18 protein-coding genes are annotated in these 13,379 nt (G+C 68.3%); 10 read left to right on the forward strand and 8 right to left on the reverse strand.

Annotated features, from left to right (window positions below; all coding sequences use genetic code 11):
* Window positions 1-61 precede the first annotated feature (61 nt).
* Window positions 62-1,102: a response regulator transcription factor gene (locus ACSQ3Y_RS16785; protein WP_436178140.1), complete on the reverse strand. Its 1,041-nt coding sequence runs from the start codon at window positions 1,100-1,102 to the stop codon at window positions 62-64.
* Window positions 1,103-1,286: 184 nt separating this feature from the next.
* Here ACSQ3Y_RS16785 and ACSQ3Y_RS16790 point away from each other — a divergent pair, with 184 nt between their 5' ends.
* Window positions 1,287-1,679, forward strand: coding sequence for a hypothetical protein (locus ACSQ3Y_RS16790; RefSeq protein WP_436178141.1), 393 nt, complete (start codon window positions 1,287-1,289; stop codon window positions 1,677-1,679).
* Here the strand turns inward: ACSQ3Y_RS16790 and ACSQ3Y_RS16795 are convergent.
* Window positions 1,672-1,947 (reverse strand): hypothetical protein, encoded by a 276-nt coding sequence (locus ACSQ3Y_RS16795; RefSeq protein WP_436178142.1) that lies wholly within the window; start codon window positions 1,945-1,947, stop codon window positions 1,672-1,674. The two genes, ACSQ3Y_RS16790 and ACSQ3Y_RS16795, sit on opposite strands and share 8 nt — an antisense overlap.
* On the opposite strand from ACSQ3Y_RS16795, the gene ACSQ3Y_RS16800 reads away from it, so the two are divergent.
* The 3 genes from ACSQ3Y_RS16800 (at window position 1,933) to ACSQ3Y_RS16810 (ending at window position 3,542) form a co-directional block, all read left to right on the forward strand.
* Window positions 1,933-2,589 carry an alpha/beta hydrolase gene (locus ACSQ3Y_RS16800; RefSeq protein ID WP_436178143.1) on the forward strand — a complete coding sequence of 219 codons (657 nt, stop codon included), beginning with the start codon at window positions 1,933-1,935 and terminating at the stop codon, window positions 2,587-2,589. The two genes, ACSQ3Y_RS16795 and ACSQ3Y_RS16800, sit on opposite strands and share 15 nt — an antisense overlap.
* A 146-nt stretch (window positions 2,590-2,735) precedes the next feature.
* Entirely contained in the window at window positions 2,736-3,131 is a 396-nt protein-coding gene (locus ACSQ3Y_RS16805; RefSeq protein ID WP_436178144.1) for a VOC family protein, read from the forward strand.
* A 27-nt stretch (window positions 3,132-3,158) separates the two neighbouring features.
* Complete coding sequence (locus ACSQ3Y_RS16810) at window positions 3,159-3,542, forward strand: RidA family protein (protein WP_436178145.1); 384 nt, start codon at window positions 3,159-3,161, stop codon at window positions 3,540-3,542.
* Between the two features lie 15 nt (window positions 3,543-3,557).
* Here the strand turns inward: ACSQ3Y_RS16810 and ACSQ3Y_RS16815 are convergent, their stop codons facing one another.
* Entirely contained in the window at window positions 3,558-3,959 is a 402-nt protein-coding gene (locus ACSQ3Y_RS16815; RefSeq protein ID WP_436178146.1) for a DUF1398 family protein, read from the reverse strand.
* A gap of 29 nt (window positions 3,960-3,988) precedes the next feature.
* On the reverse strand, window positions 3,989-4,468 hold the full coding sequence (locus tag ACSQ3Y_RS16820) for a MarR family winged helix-turn-helix transcriptional regulator (RefSeq protein ID WP_436178147.1): 480 nt from the start codon (window positions 4,466-4,468) through the stop codon (window positions 3,989-3,991).
* 89 nt (window positions 4,469-4,557) lie between these two features.
* Between ACSQ3Y_RS16820 and ACSQ3Y_RS16825 the strand changes: the two genes are divergently transcribed.
* The 4 genes from ACSQ3Y_RS16825 (at window position 4,558) to ACSQ3Y_RS16840 (ending at window position 8,148) form a co-directional block, all read left to right on the forward strand.
* Complete coding sequence (locus tag ACSQ3Y_RS16825; protein ID WP_057204463.1) at window positions 4,558-5,853, forward strand: hypothetical protein; 1,296 nt, start codon at window positions 4,558-4,560, stop codon at window positions 5,851-5,853.
* Between the two features lie 51 nt (window positions 5,854-5,904).
* Window positions 5,905-6,603, forward strand: coding sequence for a Vgb family protein (locus ACSQ3Y_RS16830; protein ID WP_082604344.1), 699 nt, complete (start codon window positions 5,905-5,907; stop codon window positions 6,601-6,603).
* A gap of 130 nt (window positions 6,604-6,733) precedes the next feature.
* Window positions 6,734-7,555: a DUF899 domain-containing protein gene (locus tag ACSQ3Y_RS16835; RefSeq protein WP_436178148.1), complete on the forward strand. Its 822-nt coding sequence runs from the start codon at window positions 6,734-6,736 to the stop codon at window positions 7,553-7,555.
* Between the two features lie 20 nt (window positions 7,556-7,575).
* Window positions 7,576-8,148, forward strand: a complete 573-nt coding sequence (locus ACSQ3Y_RS16840) for a hypothetical protein (protein ID WP_436178149.1) — start codon at window positions 7,576-7,578, stop codon at window positions 8,146-8,148.
* Here the strand turns inward: ACSQ3Y_RS16840 and ACSQ3Y_RS16845 are convergent.
* Window positions 8,145-9,011, reverse strand: a complete 867-nt coding sequence (locus ACSQ3Y_RS16845) for a pirin family protein (protein ID WP_436178150.1) — start codon at window positions 9,009-9,011, stop codon at window positions 8,145-8,147. The genes ACSQ3Y_RS16840 and ACSQ3Y_RS16845 overlap by 4 nt on opposite strands.
* Window positions 9,008-9,595, reverse strand: a complete 588-nt coding sequence (locus ACSQ3Y_RS16850) for an NADPH-dependent FMN reductase (RefSeq protein ID WP_436178151.1) — start codon at window positions 9,593-9,595, stop codon at window positions 9,008-9,010. Before ACSQ3Y_RS16850 ends, ACSQ3Y_RS16845 begins: the two co-directional genes overlap by 4 nt.
* A 127-nt stretch (window positions 9,596-9,722) precedes the next feature.
* Here ACSQ3Y_RS16850 and ACSQ3Y_RS16855 point away from each other — a divergent pair, with 127 nt between their 5' ends.
* Window positions 9,723-10,655 carry a LysR substrate-binding domain-containing protein gene (locus ACSQ3Y_RS16855; protein WP_436178152.1) on the forward strand — a complete coding sequence of 311 codons (933 nt, stop codon included), beginning with the start codon at window positions 9,723-9,725 and terminating at the stop codon, window positions 10,653-10,655.
* Window positions 10,656-10,794: 139 nt separating this feature from the next.
* Here ACSQ3Y_RS16855 and ACSQ3Y_RS16860 read toward each other — a convergent pair whose 3' ends face one another.
* Window positions 10,795-11,337, reverse strand: a complete 543-nt coding sequence (locus ACSQ3Y_RS16860) for a tetratricopeptide repeat protein (protein ID WP_057204475.1) — start codon at window positions 11,335-11,337, stop codon at window positions 10,795-10,797.
* A 180-nt stretch (window positions 11,338-11,517) separates the two neighbouring features.
* Window positions 11,518-12,486: a porin gene (locus tag ACSQ3Y_RS16865; RefSeq protein ID WP_436178153.1), complete on the reverse strand. Its 969-nt coding sequence runs from the start codon at window positions 12,484-12,486 to the stop codon at window positions 11,518-11,520.
* 444 nt (window positions 12,487-12,930) lie between these two features.
* Here ACSQ3Y_RS16865 and ACSQ3Y_RS16870 point away from each other — a divergent pair, with 444 nt between their 5' ends.
* A complete protein-coding gene (locus tag ACSQ3Y_RS16870; protein ID WP_436178154.1) occupies window positions 12,931-13,377 on the forward strand; it encodes an Rrf2 family transcriptional regulator in 447 nt (148 codons plus the stop codon).
* Window positions 13,378-13,379: the final 2 nt, after the last annotated feature.

Consider the following 13,379-nt stretch of genomic DNA (forward strand, 5'->3'; position numbering starts at 1 on the left):
GGTGTTTTGACGCCTCTGCAAATGCAGAGGGACAGGGAAAACACCCGGCCAGCCGCGCGGCCTATTGCCGCCGGAGTGCGGCCACCAGTTCCACCTTGTTGCGCACCCCCAACTGCGCATAGGCACTGCGCAGGTAGGTGCGCACCGTGGCCGGTGTCAGGCCCAAGGTGGCAGCAATGTCCTTGTACGAATGGCCATGCGCGTACAGCGTGGCGGCGCTCAGCTCGCGCGGGGCCAGCGGCGGCTTGCTGGCGTGCGGTGATGGCATGCTGATCGCCAGCAGCGGGCCGCAAGCCTCAAGCCGCAGCCGGCAGGCCTTGCCGACCAGCAGGCTGCCCGGCAGCGTGGCCGGCAGTGCCGCCAGCAGTGCCGGGGGCAGGGCGGTGCCCGACCAGTCCGGGTAGGCTGCCTGCAACGCCAGCCCCACGCGCAGGCCCACGAAGAGCAGTTGGCCCGCGCCATCGGCCAGCGCATAGCTGTCCCACGGGCCGTTGCCTGCGGGCGCCGTCTGCAATTGCTCCAGCCGGTGCTGCCAGTGGCCCAGCAGGTGCGGCACGAACTCGCCGAACAGCGCCGCCTCCTGGTCCGTGAAGTTGGGCTGGCCCGGGCCGCGGTACATGCTCACGAAGAACATCAGCCCGCTGCGCGGCATGGCCACCGTGATCGCCATGCAGTGGTACAGCCCGTGGCGCCGGCAGAAGGCCTCGATGTCCGGCGGTATCTCCACGCCCTGTGGGGGCAGGTCGTCGGCGCTCTCGCGCAGTACCACGCCCAGCCGGTCCATGGACTGCTGGGCGAACATATCGGCCATGGCCAGCGCATTCCACTCCGTGGCAAAGCCCTTGGCCAGGCCGATGCTGCCATGCAGCCAGTTGCGCGGCGGCGCATCGGCATGGCCGGCCGACACCTCGCCCCACCAGGCGGTGTCGAACCCGACCAGGGAGGTGCGCAGGATGTCGAGTGCCTCCTGCAGCATGGCCTGCGGCGGCGTGGTGCGCGCCACGTTGGCCAGTTGCAGCAGGCTGGCGCTCAGCGCGCGCAGATGGGCGAAGGCTGGGGCTGTCAGTGGCTGGGGCGGGCTCGTGGTGGGGTGGGCCTGCATGGTGGCACTTGTCTCCTGCAATGTTGTTGTCGTCGTCCTGATCGGCTCTGCAGCAGGGCGCATGGTACGCAGGTTCGTCCGCCCTGGGCCTGCGCGTCTGGGCAAAATTCGGTTGGAGAGGTCACGCGCGGGTGATACGCTCGCCTAGAGTGCTTGGCCCGTCCCCTTGCCAATTCGTTCATCCATGGAACCTGCCATCCACTTCCTCACCCGGCTCTTCGACGTCTCGCTGGAGCCCGAGAATCCCATCAACCCCATCCGGGGGCAGTCGCTGCTCGAATGGCTGCGCACGCGCGTGCCGGCGCAGCTGGAAATGACCGACGCGGATGCCGAGGACTGGGGCTGGTACGCGCACGTGAGCTGGGAGGGCCGCACCTACATGGTCGGCGCCGCCGCCAACGAAAGCGCGGACGGCAAGCACGAATGGGTACTGTCGCTGACCAAGCACCGCTCGCTCAAGGAGCGCGTGCTGGGCAAGGCCAAGATGGCTGCCGACGATCCGTGCCTGGTGTTTTTCCATGGGCTCATTGCGCAGGAGCCGGGGTTCGAGGCAGTGTCGGTGGAGGGGGTCACTTGAGGCCCGTCCAGAGAACTTGTTCGTACCGGTGATGGTTGGGCGCCGCGTTGGGATACTTGCCCTGTGGGCATTGGTGCTGTTGCTCGGTTTCGTCGTTGCAGCGTTGGGCGCCGGCGAATGGCTCAGCCATCCTGCCACCCGCACCATAGGCCCGCCACCGAAAGATTTTTCGGCGCGCGAGGTCCGCATCGACATCGCTCCAGTTGGCCATGTGGCTGGCTGGTTTGCACCGGGCCAGCGAGGCCGGGGCGCCGTGCTGCTGCTCCACGGCGTTCGCTCCGACCGCACTCAGATGCTGGGCCGCGCCAGGTTCCTGAATCGGGCGGGCTATGCCGCCTTGCTGATCGATCTGCCTGGGCACGGCCAGAGCACTGGCGACCGCATCACCTTTGGAGCGCGCGAGGCGGCAGGGGTGAAGGCAGCCCTTGAGTTTCTGCGGCGCGAAAGTCCGGGCGAGCGCACCGCGGTCATCGGTGTCTCCCTGGGCGCCGCAGCCACCGTGCTGACACTGCCTTCCCCCGCGCCGGATGCCGTGGTGCTCGAATCCATGTACCCCACCATCGAAGACGCCGTGACCAACCGGCTGACTATGGTGCTGGGCCCTGCGGGCGCGGTGCTGGCCGGGCCCTTGCTGTGGCAGCTGCCGCTGCGCGCCGATGTATCGGCCAGTGACCTGCGGCCCATCGAGCGCATCGCCCGCCTTGGGGCGCCCGCGCTCATTGCCTCTGGCGCCCAGGACAGGCATACCACCTGGGCCGAAACTGAGCGGCTCTTCAATGCGGCGGCCGGGCCCAAGGAGATCTGGCGTGTAGAGGGGGCTGGGCATGTGGATCTGCATGCCTACGGCCCTGGGGCGTATGAGCGCCGGGTGCTGGGGTTTCTGGCGAAGTACCTGCGCTCCGAGGGGTGAGCCTGTGGGCTCGACCTCGCGCTTCACCAGGCGCTGCTGAAGGCCTGCGCCAGCAGGCTCGGGCAAACGGGCACAGCATGCTGCCAGAACCTGGCAGCACCTCCTTCTAACCTCGCTCCTTTCTTTTCTTACCCAAGGAGCTTCGCATGAAGTTTGCATCCGTCCTCCTCGTCACCATGCAATTCGAAGCGCTCGTCGCGTTCTACACCCTGCTGTCGGGCACCGCTGCCACCCGCCTGGCCGATGGCTTTGCGGAAGTGCGGCTCGAAGGCGCCACGCTGGCGATCTCCGAGGAGCGCCTCGTGCAGCTGTTCAACCAGGGGGCCGCAACGGCCGCGTCGAACCACTCGGCCATCCTGGAATTCGAGGTGGCCGACGTGGACGGCACACTGGCGCGCATGCGTGGCGACGCCAGCGCCGAGGTCGTCATGCCGCCCACGGTGATGCCCTGGGGCAACCGCTCGGCCTTGCTGCGCGATCCAGATGGAAGTTTGGTGAATATCTTCTCGCAGCCCATGGCTCCCCCTGCACAGGCTGCGTAAGCTGTTCTGCACTCTGGAGACCTGCCCATGCAATCCACCCCCGTCAACTCCCCATTGGCCCCTGGACCCTCCGGTGGCTACTCCCAGGCCCTGGACGTGCGGGGCGCCACGCGCTGGCTGGTCATCAGCGGGCAGATTCCCGTGGACCGGGCCGGCGGGGTGCCCGAGAGCTTCGCCGAGCAGGCCGACCTGGTGTGGGCCAACATCCTGGCCCAGCTCGATGCCGCAGGCCTGGGCGTGGCCAACCTGGTGAAGGTGGCCACGTTTCTCTCATCGCGGCAATACGCCGATGAGAACGGCGATGCGCGGCGGCGCGCGCTGGGGAGCCATGCACCAGCGCTCACGGTCATCATCGCCGGCATATATGACGAGGAGTGGCTGTTGGAGATCGAAGCCATTGCAGCCGCGTGAGGGTATTGGTTGCGTTCAGGGGGAGTCCGGAAACCGCTCCACATGCACCTCCCCCTTGCGGCCGAAGTAGCTCACATGCCGCCCTGCCAGCCACACCACGTAGCCCACACAGCCCGCTGCGCGGGAGAGCTCAAGGAACTCGGGGTACATCACCTCTCCGCGCTGCGCGCCGTGGATGGCGGCCTGCACGCCTGCCGCGTCGAAGCCCTGTGCGATGGGCGTGGCAGGCGGATGCAGGGCCACGGCATGTGTCTCACCGCTGGGCACGTAGTAGGTGGTCGCGTTGCTGCGGTAGTCGGCAAAATACGCCTCCACGCCGGCCTCGCTCAGGGCCAGCACGATGGCGCCGAAATGGGCCGTGCCGTCCTCGGATGATTGGGCGCAGCGTTCGATGGTGGCGATGGTCGTTTCGTTCATGGGCATCTTTCTGGGATGAGGTCTCGGATTCAACTGCGCGGCACTTCCTGCCACTGGTGCAGGCGCACCATCTCCTGCAGCAGGCGCGCCAGCCGCTGGCACTCGGCCGCAGGCAGGTGGCCAAAGAACTTTTCGTCGTTCGCATCGGCCTTGGCGGCCAGCACGGGCACCAGGGCGCGGCCGGCCGGGGTGAGCGACAGGGTGTGGCTGCGCGCGTCCTGCAGTGCATCCGCGCGAGCCACCAGGCCCTTGTCCTCCAGCCGTGCCACCACCTTGGAGACGGCGCCCTTGGTCATGCCCAGGGCCTGGGTCAGCGTGGCGTGGGTGGCGGGGTTGTCGCCACCGTCCGCATCGAACAGTGTGCGCAGCGCCACCCAGTCGGTGACGGACACGCCCGATGCCTCCACCGCCTGCTGGAACCCGGCCGACACCTGGTTGGAGACAAAGCGCAGCCAGTAGCCCAGGTGGGCTTCGAGCGGGCTGGGGTGGGGCGATGGGTTTTTCTTCATGTTTTGTTTCTGCGGAAACTATCTGTGGCTGAAATATAGTTTCCCAAGAAACAAATTGCAAGTGCCGCAGTCGTGTAGCCTGCCATCCCATGGATTCGCTCATCACCGCCGCCGCCCGTGCGCTTGCCGCCGGCGATGCGCTGGGCGCCCTGCAGCGGGTGGCCCTGCGCGATGACCCGCCTGCGCTGGCGCTGCGCGGTATTGCCATGGCGCAGCTGGGCGAGCACCCCCGGGCGCGCGAGCTGCTGCGCCGCGCGGCCAAGGGGTTTGGCGCGCACGAGGAACTGGCCCGCGCCCGCTGCGTGGTGGCCGAAGCCGAGGTGGCCCTGGCCCAGCGCGACCTGAACGGCCCGCCGCATGCCCTGGTGGCCGCTGCGGCGGCGCTGGCGGTGCGCGGCGACCGGGCCAACGCACTGCAGGCAAGGCTCATCGCTGCGCGCCAATGGCTGCTGATGGGCCGGCTGGGCGAAGCCGCGGCCCTGCTGGCCACCATCGACCTGCAGGAGCCAGGCATGCCGCCCGCGCTGGCGGCGGTGGCGGGGCTCACGCTGGCCGAACTGGCCCTGCGCTCGCTGCGCGTGGCCGCGGCGCGCGATGCGCTGGCCCAGGCGCGCGAAGCGGCAGCGCGCGCCCGCGTGCCTGCGCTGCTGGCCGAGGTCGACGAGGCCCTGGCCGCGCTGCAGCGCCCCGCCGCGCGGCGCCTGCTGCCAAGCGAGGGCGATGGCGGCGGCGTGGCGCGCGAGCAGTTGCTGCGCCTGGACGACGTCGCGGCGCTGCTGGCCTCGGATGTGCTGGTGGTCGATGCCTGCCGGCACCGGCTGGGATCGGGATGGGTGGGGGCGCAGGAGGGCAGCGGTGCCGCCCCCACCTGGCTGTCCCTTGCGCGCCGGCCCATCCTGTTCGCTCTCGCCTACGATCTGGCCCAGGCCTGGCCCGGCGATGCCGAGCGCGACGCGCTGATCGCCAGCGCCTTTCGCACCCGGCACCCCGACGACACCCACCGCGCCCGGCTGCGCGTGGAGCTGGGCCGCCTGCGCGCACTGGTCAAGCCCTGGGCCCGCATCGAGGCCACGGCGCGCGGCTTTGCGCTGCGGCCCCTGGATGGGCGTGATGGCGGGCGCGCGGTGGTGGTGCTGGCGCCGCCCATCGCGGGCGAGCAGGCCTCGCTGCTGGCCCTGCTGGCGGATGGTGCGGCGTGGTCCACCTCGGCCCTGGCGCTGGCGCTGGGCGACAGCCAGCGCACGGTGCAGCGCGCCCTGGCCGAGCTGCAGGAGCAAAGCCGCGTGCGCTCCATCGGCCAGGCGCGTGCTCAGCGCTGGCTGGCACCGCCCCTGGCAGGATTCACGCCAATCTTGTTACTCCCCGCTGCGCTGCCGATTGAATAGAGTTCACCCATCGACCTCCTGAGCCGGGGCCGAACCGAAAAGGACCACACCATGCCCATCACCGACTGCAGCCCCGACAGCGCCAGCCGCATTGCACCGACCGGTGTCCCCGCCCGTCCCGCCGAGATCGTTAGTGAATACGGCCCCTTTGCCGGCGCCCGCACCGTGGCCGGCGTCACGCACGACGGCCAGCGCGTATGGGCCGCCACAGGCGCCAGCCTGGTCGCCTTCGACCCCGCCAGCGGCGAGACCACGCGCACCCTGGGCCTGCCCTGCGATGCCGGCACCGCGTTCGACGGCAAGCACCTGTACCAGATTGCAGAGTCGCGCATCGACAAGATCGACCCGGCCACGGGCGCTGTGGTGGCCTCCATCCCCGCGCCGGGCAAGGGCGCCGACTCGGGCCTGACCTGGGCCGAGGGCAGCCTGTGGGTGGGCCAGTACCGCGACCGCAAGATCCACCAGATCGACCCCGCCACGGGAGCCATCCGCCGCACCATCGAATCCAACGCCTTCGTGACCGGCGTGACCTGGGTCGATGGCGAGCTGTGGCACGGCACCTGGGAGGGTGATGCCAGCGACATCCGCCGCATCGACCCCGCCAGCGGCGCCGTGATCGAGCGCCTGGAAATGCCGGCCGGCATGGGCGTGAGCGGGCTCGAATCCGACGGCGCCGGTCTGTTCTATGCCGGTGGCGGCGAGAGCGGCAAGGTTCGCGCGGTTCGCCGGCCCAAGACCGCGCGGGCCTGATGCCCGGCGGGTGGTCAGCACCCGCCATCTCCCACCCACCCAACGCCCTGTGCAACAACCGCTTCCCCAGGCGGCGGTTGAAGCCGCCGCATGGGCGTGCCCTGTTTGACAACCCCCAAAGGAGCACCGCATGACCACCGCCATCCAAAACCCCTCACTCCACCACCCCGTCGTTCCGCGCAGCGATTGGCTGGCCGCGCGCCAGGCCCTGCTGCTGCGCGAAAAAGAACTCTCGCGCCAGCAGGACCAGATCGCCGCTGAGCGCCGCGCGCTGCCCTGGGTGCGGGTGGACAAGCCCTACCTGTTCGACACCACCACCGGCCCGCGCACGCTGGCCGACCTGTTCGACGGCCGGCGCCAGCTGCTGGTGCAGCACTTCATGTTCGGCCCCGGCTGGGAGCAAGGCTGCCCGAGCTGCTCGTACATGGCCGATCACATCGACGGCATGAACATCCACCTGGCCCACCGCGACATCACGCTGGTGGTGGCCTCGCGCGCACCGCTCGCGCAGATCGAGCGCTTTCGCCAGCGCATGGGCTGGCGCTTTCACGGGGTGTCATCGCTCGGCAGCGACTTCAACCACGACTACGGCGTGAGCTTCAGCACCGAGCAGGTGGCCCGTGGCGAGGTGCCCTACAACTACACGGTGCAGCGCTTTCCGGCCGAAGAGGCGCCGGGCATCAGCGTGTTCCACAAGGAGCCGGGCGAGGGTGCGGACGTGTTCCACACCTACTCCACCTACGGCCGCGGGGTCGAGGTGATGATGGGCGCCTACCCCCTGATCGACCTGACCCCCACAGGCCGCAACGAGCCCAACCCCGAGTACACGATGGACTGGGTGCGTCACCACGACCGCTACGAAGGCGCCGTGCCCTTCCAGCCCGCGCCATCGCCCCTGGCAGCACCCGCTGCCGCGGCCACGGCCGGCGGCTGCTGCCACGCCCAGGCCTGACGCAGGCCGGGAGCCCACGGATGGACACGCTGTGGCCCTGGCTTGCCATGGCCGGCACGGGCGCCCTGCACGGGCTCAACCCCGCCACCGGCTGGGCCTGCGCAACCGCCTGGGGCCTGCGCTCTGGCGGCAATCGGGTAAAGGCGCAGCCGCTGCGCGCCCTGCTGCCCATTGCCATCGGCCATGCCGCGTCGGTGGCACTGGTGGTGGCTGCGGTGGTGTGGGGCTGGGCGCTGCCGCGCAGCGTGCTGCAGGCCGCAGCAGGCTGCCTGCTGGCCGCAGCTGTGGCGGTGTACCTGTGGCGCCGTGCACCGCGCAAAGCCCGCACATCGGCCGGGCATGTGGGGCTGGTGCTGGGTGCGTTTCTGGCATCCACGCTGCACGGCGCGGGGCTCATGTTGGTGCCGGCGCTGGCACCGCTGTGCCTGGGCAGCGGTGCGGTGGGGCAGGGCGCCGGTGCAGCGGATCCACTGTGGTGGGCGTTGGCGGCGGTGGCAGTGCACATGGCGGCCATGCTCGCGGTCACCGGCCTGGTGGCCACGGGCGTGTGCCGCTGGGTGGCGCTGCGCCGGCGCACACCTGCCAAGCTCTAACCGAGGCGCTTTTCCTGCCGCAGCTGCGTGCCGATGCGCCGGATCTCCGCCTCGCCCTGTGCCAGCGCGGCCCGGCTGGTGTGCACCGAGTAGCGGCCCATCACCAGCTCGTGCGGGTGCTTGGCGGCCGAGCCCAGCACGAAATGCGTGTCGCCCCGGGCCACGAAGTCGATGGCGCCGTTCGACTCCTCGAACACCGCAAGCTCGCCGGTGTCTACGCTACCCGCGACTGCGCCCGCATCCAGCGCGCCCGCTGCCACCGCCACCCAGGCCACCGTGTGGCCTGCGGGCGGCACATAGCGCCAGTGCTCGCCGTTGCGCAGCTGCACGGCCAGGTAGGTCATGGGCGAGGGCGCCTCGATGGGGCTCAGCACCCCAGCATGGCTGCCCAGCAGCACGCGGGCTGGGCCGGCCTGCGGGATCTGCTGCGGCGCCAGGTACTGGCTCAGCGCAGGCGCATTCTCCAGCGCGGCAGGCAAGGCCACCCAGAGCTGAAAGCCCAGCGAAGGCGCATCGCCCATGGGCGCACCGGTATGCCACACGCCGTTGCCCGCGCGCATCCACTCCACGCTGCCTGCGTGCAATGTGCCGCTCTTGCCCGTAGTGTCCTCATAGGACATATCGCCCGCCATCAGGTAGGTCAGCGTGGCAATGCCCGAATGCGGGTGCATGCCAAAGCCGCGAAAGGCCGCAGGCGAGTCCGATGCAAACAGGTCCAGAAAGACAAAGGGCTTGATCCACTCCCCGACATCGCCAGGGCTGACCAGGCGCGTGATGGGCCCATGTGAGCTGCCGCGCGTGCGGTAGGCAATGGCACGGCTTGCCACAGAGGCAACCGGTGCTTCGGCCAATGCTGTGTTCATGCAGCCTCCCTTGCGGTCTTGAGCGCCTTGGCCCACCAGGCCATGTCGTCCAGCAAGCCCTTGGCCGACTGCGCCAGGTGCGGGTAGTCCTCGAAGCTTTTGCCCTGCTGCCACACCCCGAGGAACTCGACCATGCCCATGTGCACGGCATTGCGCACGGGGGCCATCTGCAGCTCGGTGGCCACCAGGCGCAGTTGCTCCACGGCCCGCGCCGCACCCACGCCGCCATAGCCCACAAAGCCGATGGGCTTGCGCGCGAACTCCTTGTACGCGTAGTCAAACGCGTTCTTGAGCACGGCCGTGGGGCCGTGGTTGTACTCGGCGGTGATCACCACCAGCCCGTCCAGCGTGGCCAGCTTGGCGGCCCAGCGCTGCGCGGCCTCGTTCTTCACCGGTGCCCAGGCAGGCGACAGTGCCTCGTCGAAAAAGGGCATGGGGTAGTCGCGCAGATCGATGAGTTCGGCCGAGACATCGGTGCGCTGGCTGGCGATGCCGTGGAACCACTGCGCCGGCTTATCGGCAAAGCGGCCCTCGCGGGTGGAGCCGATCACGATGCCGATATGGGGCAATTGCGAAATTGTCATAGGTGGGAGTCCTTCCTGGGAGTGGTGGAGGGGCAGTGCACCCCGATGCCTTGAAGGTTAGGGCGTACCCAATTGGTTGACTAGATGGCACAATGGGATTGCACTCATCCATCCATGCAAGGTATCCGTGACCACACCTGCGCTCGACCTCAATGACGTCGCCCTGTTCGTGCAGGTGGTGCGCTGCGGCAGCTTTGCCGAGGCCGCACGCCGCCTGGGCGTGCCGCCCAACACCGTGAGCCGGCGCGTGCAGCAGCTCGAATCGCAGCTGGGCACGCGCCTGCTGCAGCGCTCCACCCGCAAGCTCACCCTCACCAGCGCGGGCGAGGCCTTCCATGAGCGCTGTGCGGGTGCCGTCGATGGCCTGCAAGAGGCCGGGCAAGAGCTGCGCCTGGGCAGCGACGAGCCCACCGGCTCGGTGCGCGTGGCGGTGCCGGCGGATTTCTTCGACTTCTTTCCCATGGAGTGGATCGCCGCCTTCCTGGCCGCGCACCCGCGCGTGCGGCTCGATTTCGTGCTCAGCGATGGGCGGTCGGACCTGATTGCCGAGCGCATCGACGTGGCGTTTCGCGGCGGGGAGGTGGGTGATTCGGGCTATGTGGGCCGCCAGCTGTTCGGGGCCCGGGGCGACTGCCTGGTGGCCAGCCCCGCCTACCTGGCCGCGCGCGGCATGCCCGCCACGCTGGCGGAGCTGGCCGGGCACGACGCCATCATGGCCAGCCATGCGGGCAGCAGCGGCACCTGGCGTCTGGTGGGGCCCGATGGCGCCGTGCACGAGGTGCAGCAGGCCAGCGGCCGCTTTGGCGCCAACACCGCCCAGGCCCTGCGCCGCGCCGCCGTGGCCGGCCTGGGCGTTGCGCTGCTGCCGGCCGGCATGTCCCGGCTCGATGTGCAGGCCGGTCTGCTGGTGCCCGTGCTGCCCCAGTACCAGCGCAAGGGCCAGGGCCTCACCGTGCTGTACCCGAGCCGCAGGCACCTGCCGCTGGCGGTGTCTGCCTTCATCGCGCTGGTGGTGGACAAGCTGGGTGAGCTGGAGAAGACGCCCGAGGGGCGGTGCTGACGATGCAGGCTACTTGGAGCGGATAACAAAACTCAGCGAAGCGGTTCTGGCTAGGCGCTACACATCAGATGTCTTGCAGGCAGTACGCGTAGTACGACAAGACGCGGCAACGACGCCAGAAGAGTTTTGTTAGCCGCTCTTACCAGGTCGACGGCACGTACTTGTTGCCCGCCGCCTTATAGCTCTCTATCGCGGACTGCAGCAGTGCGTATTGCTGGCAGCCACTGGCGCCGCACTCGCTGCCCAGGGTGGCCAGGCGCGCCTGCGCCTTGCCGAGCTGCCCCTTCATCAGGTACAGCTCACCGGAGTATTCGAGCGTGTTGCGATGGCGCGGGTCGATGCGCAGCGCTTCATCGTAGTGCTTGCCGGCTGCAACCAGGTCGGGCTTCTTGCTGTGGCGCAGCGTGTAGCCCATCAGGTTGTGCCAGTCGGCGCTGCCCGTGTCGTTGATGCGCTTGAGCTCCTCGAACGCCGCAGACCACTGCAGCGAGCGGGTGAAGTAGCGCGCCTGGGCCAGCTTGTCTGCTGCCGGGGCTTGCGTATGCGCAGGCGGCTGGCTGGCGGGGCGGGTGGGTGCCGGCGGCGGCGGTGTCGGTGGCATGTCTGCCGCATAGGCAGTGGCGCCCGCCTGGATCAGAAGGGCAGACAGGGCCAGCAGCGTGCGTGTGGTCTGGGTGGTCATGGCGTGTTCCTCGGGGTGACGTTGTGCCGTAGCGCCACAGCATGCCCCTGCCTGCCGCTGAGCGCAAGGCGAATCGCCATCTCCCTGGCGTAAAAAAGCCCGCACTCCCCAAAGAAGTGCGGGCCAAGTAGCTGTGTCTCTGCCCTCCCACCAGTCAGGGCAGCAGCGGGCATGACGCCATCAGAAGTTGTGGCGCACCCCCATGGCAAACGAGCTGAAATCGTTGCCGGCGGCCGACACGCCGTAGTTGGCGGCCTGGTTGTTGTTGATGCGGGTGTAGTAGGTGTAGATCTTGGTGCGCTTGCTCAGGTGGTAGTTGTAGCCCAGCGTGTACTGGGTGGCGGCCGTGTTGTCCACGCGGGAGTAGTCGCCTGCGCGGCCCACGTTCAGGTGGAACTCGGACACATCCACGATGTAGGCAGCCGACAAGCGCACGTTGGTGCGGTTGCCGCCATTGGCGATGAAGGCGTTCTTGTCACGCTGCACATAGGCGCCCAGCACGAACGGGCCGGTCGAATACGAAGCGCGCACGGCAAACTGGCTCTGGTCGTCAAGCTTGGAGTAGCCGGCACCCAGGCCCAACGCGCCGATGGCGTAGTTGGCGGCCAGGTCGACGCTGTTCTTGCCGCCGGTGCCGCTCACCTTCTCGTGCATGGCCCAGCCGGCCTCGAACGTGGCGCCACCAAAGCTCGGTGTGCGGTAGGCGATCTTGTTCACGTCGCGGGCCGGGTAGGCATACAGCGCATCTGCCGACGAACCGGTGTCGTGGTTGTGGTTGCTGATGTAGTCGGCGGTGGCGTAGTACGACTCCGAGGTGAAGTTGCCCATGCGCACCATGCCGAAGCCGCCGGAGAGGTTCACCTCGCTCTGGCGGGCGAAGACACCGCGGGAGTCCGTGGCACCGGTGCTGGAGTCAAAGCCGCTTTCCAGCTGGAAGCCCGCCTTCAAGCCGCCGCCCAGGTCTTCCTGACCCTTGAAGCCGAAGCGGGAGGAGTTGTTGAACAGCCCGGTCTTGGACACGTCGCCATCCTTCTGGCGCTCGAACGTGGTGTTGATCCGGCCGTACAGGGTTACGCTGCTCTGGGCAAACGCAGCAGACGTGCCCACCAGGGCCAGCGCTGCAATGGCGCAGCGATTCATCGTTTTCATTGGCAAGGTTCCCTCAATCAAATTGTGTTTGATGACAATATTCACAGGCCAGACAATGCGGGTGGGCATTTTCTGGCCGTCCCTATCAGCAAGTTTGGTGCCGAGGACGATGTGATCGTTGCAGGTTGCAACGAAGAGGGATGCTAGGGGCCCTTGCCACGGGCCGCCACAGGGGTAAGTACCGCTGGCCCACAGTGACTGTCATGTGACAGGCAATGTGGCACATGGCACCAGGCCGCGGGCGGGAGTGCGGGCCTGCACCGCAATGACGCCAACTCGGGCACTGCTTTGCACGTCGGCAGCGCACGAAGCGGCTGCTGCAGGCGCAGCGGTTGCCGAAATGCCATCGCACCCGGTGCCGCTGTTTCCGTTCGCCCGTTGACAATCAAAAATATATGTAATAAAGTCATTTACACACAAGCACAAACGAATCCAATTTTCTCCATGCCCACCAGTACCCGCTTCGCCGTAGCAGTGCACGTCCTGACCGCCTTGGCCGTCAGCGATGGAACGCCCATGCGATCCGAAGATCTCGCGTACTCGGTGAACACCAGCGCGGTGGTGATACGGGGCCTGCTGTCGCGGCTGGGCGAAGCCGGATTCACCCGTTCGCAACTGGGCGCTGGCGGCGGGGCGATGTTGGCCAAGGCTGCTGCCGACATCCGGCTGCTGGATGTGTACGAGGCCGTCGAAGACCCCGAGCTTTTTTCGCTCCATCGCACGCCGCCGTGCGAGAACTGCGCGGTGGGCGGCAATATTCTGCAGGCGCTGCAACCCACCTTGGCCCGGGCGCGCGGCGCCCTGGAGCAAGAGCTCGCCAAGACCACCGTTGCAGATGTCGCTGCCGAAGTGGCCCGGCTCGGCAAGTTCTCCATCCCTCTCGTCTGGTGACT

The organism is Acidovorax sp. LjRoot66 (assembly GCF_964253305.1).
In the GTDB taxonomy this organism is placed as follows: domain Bacteria; phylum Pseudomonadota; class Gammaproteobacteria; order Burkholderiales; family Burkholderiaceae_C; genus Acidovorax.

Excerpts from the sequence above, each read along its gene's own strand:
- ACSQ3Y_RS16785 (WP_436178140.1), bottom strand. The coding sequence starts at position 1,102 with ATGCAGGCCCACCCCACCACGAGCCCGCCCCAGCCACTGACAGCCCCA.
- ACSQ3Y_RS16830 (WP_082604344.1), top strand. The coding sequence starts at position 5,905 with ATGCCCATCACCGACTGCAGCCCCGACAGCGCCAGCCGCATTGCACCG.
- ACSQ3Y_RS16835 (WP_436178148.1), top strand. The coding sequence starts at position 6,734 with ATGACCACCGCCATCCAAAACCCCTCACTCCACCACCCCGTCGTTCCG.
- ACSQ3Y_RS16825 (WP_057204463.1), top strand. The coding sequence starts at position 4,558 with ATGGATTCGCTCATCACCGCCGCCGCCCGTGCGCTTGCCGCCGGCGAT.
- ACSQ3Y_RS16805 (WP_436178144.1), top strand. The coding sequence starts at position 2,736 with ATGAAGTTTGCATCCGTCCTCCTCGTCACCATGCAATTCGAAGCGCTC.
- ACSQ3Y_RS16815 (WP_436178146.1), bottom strand. The coding sequence starts at position 3,959 with ATGAACGAAACGACCATCGCCACCATCGAACGCTGCGCCCAATCATCC.
- ACSQ3Y_RS16790 (WP_436178141.1), top strand. The coding sequence starts at position 1,287 with ATGGAACCTGCCATCCACTTCCTCACCCGGCTCTTCGACGTCTCGCTG.
- ACSQ3Y_RS16850 (WP_436178151.1), bottom strand. The coding sequence starts at position 9,595 with ATGACAATTTCGCAATTGCCCCATATCGGCATCGTGATCGGCTCCACC.
- ACSQ3Y_RS16860 (WP_057204475.1), bottom strand. The coding sequence starts at position 11,337 with ATGACCACCCAGACCACACGCACGCTGCTGGCCCTGTCTGCCCTTCTG.
- ACSQ3Y_RS16865 (WP_436178153.1), bottom strand. The coding sequence starts at position 12,486 with ATGAAAACGATGAATCGCTGCGCCATTGCAGCGCTGGCCCTGGTGGGC.
- ACSQ3Y_RS16845 (WP_436178150.1), bottom strand. The coding sequence starts at position 9,011 with ATGAACACAGCATTGGCCGAAGCACCGGTTGCCTCTGTGGCAAGCCGT.
- ACSQ3Y_RS16870 (WP_436178154.1), top strand. The coding sequence starts at position 12,931 with ATGCCCACCAGTACCCGCTTCGCCGTAGCAGTGCACGTCCTGACCGCC.
- ACSQ3Y_RS16820 (WP_436178147.1), bottom strand. The coding sequence starts at position 4,468 with ATGAAGAAAAACCCATCGCCCCACCCCAGCCCGCTCGAAGCCCACCTG.
- ACSQ3Y_RS16810 (WP_436178145.1), top strand. The coding sequence starts at position 3,159 with ATGCAATCCACCCCCGTCAACTCCCCATTGGCCCCTGGACCCTCCGGT.
- ACSQ3Y_RS16840 (WP_436178149.1), top strand. The coding sequence starts at position 7,576 with ATGGACACGCTGTGGCCCTGGCTTGCCATGGCCGGCACGGGCGCCCTG.